This window comes from Tropicimonas sp. TH_r6, assembly GCF_033101155.1.
Lineage (GTDB): Bacteria > Pseudomonadota > Alphaproteobacteria > Rhodobacterales > Rhodobacteraceae > Tropicimonas.
In genome coordinates, this window is the sequence record NZ_JAWMPX010000085.1 from 1 (window position 1) to 950 (window position 950).

At 63.3% G+C, this 950-nt stretch carries 2 protein-coding genes; both read right to left on the reverse strand.

Annotated elements, in window-relative coordinates:
- Positions 1-129: 129 nt before the first annotated feature.
- Entirely contained in the window at positions 130-507 is a 378-nt protein-coding gene (locus R3X27_RS25495; RefSeq protein ID WP_317711722.1) for a hypothetical protein, read from the reverse strand.
- Between the two features lie 114 nt (positions 508-621).
- On the reverse strand, positions 622-828 hold the full coding sequence (locus R3X27_RS25500; RefSeq protein ID WP_317711723.1) for a hypothetical protein: 207 nt from the start codon (positions 826-828) through the stop codon (positions 622-624).
- Positions 829-950: the final 122 nt, after the last annotated feature.

Sequence of the window (950 nt, forward strand, 5' to 3'; positions counted from 1 at the left end):
AGGATCCTTCGGGGATAGCGGTCGAATGTCGGCAAAGCATGTCAGGTGATGTACACCGAAGCAACGCTTCCAGGTTCCCTGAGCCAGGGTAGAAAATACCCGCCCCGCACGAGCGGGGCGGTCTGGTTGTCACCCGTTGAAGACGAAGGACCCGGCGTAGGCCAGTAGAGCCTCGTCATCCTCAAGGTTTGTTTCGAACGCCGCCCAGGGCAGGAACCAGTCCTGCACCTCCAGCACGGCTGTCTCGGGCTCATGGCATGCGTCCAAGCGCCCGGTGATGCGTACCGCTGGCCCGCCCGTGGCGAGCAGCAGCCGGTACTCACAGGGCCCGTCATGGGTTCCTCCAGGACTGTGCCAGGGTTCCCTGACCTCAACGCTGAGCGCGTCTTCCAGGATGCGTTCGCGGGCTTCGCCGCTGTCGTCATTTTTGAGCGGCTCCACCATCTCATGGATCGCCGCCATGGCTGAGCGGAATGTCTCCGCCAGCCGGTCTTTCTCGCTTTTCATAGGATGTCTCCCTCTTCTTTCATAGGATGTCTCCCTCTTCTCGGACGGCGTTCCTCGCCGCCCCTGAGGGCGCCCGAAAAAGACCCGCCACCCGGCCGGGCGGCGGGCAGGACGTCAGGCGATGGTCAGGCCATCGTCCTCGATGCCGTCGAAGATCGGCGGTGCGTACCGGGTCTCAATCGCCAGATGTTGTCCCAGCGACAGCGTGTTCTCGGGCAGGTGTTCCCTCACCCAAGCCTGCGCCGCCGCCGAGACAGGTCTCAGCAATATGAAACCGCCGGCCAGCCTCGCCTCGAAGTCCTCGTTGGTCGTATCGGACATATTGGTCTCCCTTCGGTTGGTTCGTCCTCCGGGTGCCCGAAAAAGACCCGTGCCACCCTCTCTCGGGGTGGCACGGGTGTGTTCACTCCGCTGCCATGTGGGTCAGCAGGAGCCTGTCCTGA

Bases quoted from the DNA above. Each gene is read 5' to 3' on its own strand.
- R3X27_RS25500 (WP_317711723.1), bottom strand. From the start codon at position 828: ATGTCCGATACGACCAACGAGGACTTCGAGGCGAGGCTGGCCGGCGGT.
- R3X27_RS25495 (WP_317711722.1), bottom strand. From the start codon at position 507: ATGAAAAGCGAGAAAGACCGGCTGGCGGAGACATTCCGCTCAGCCATG.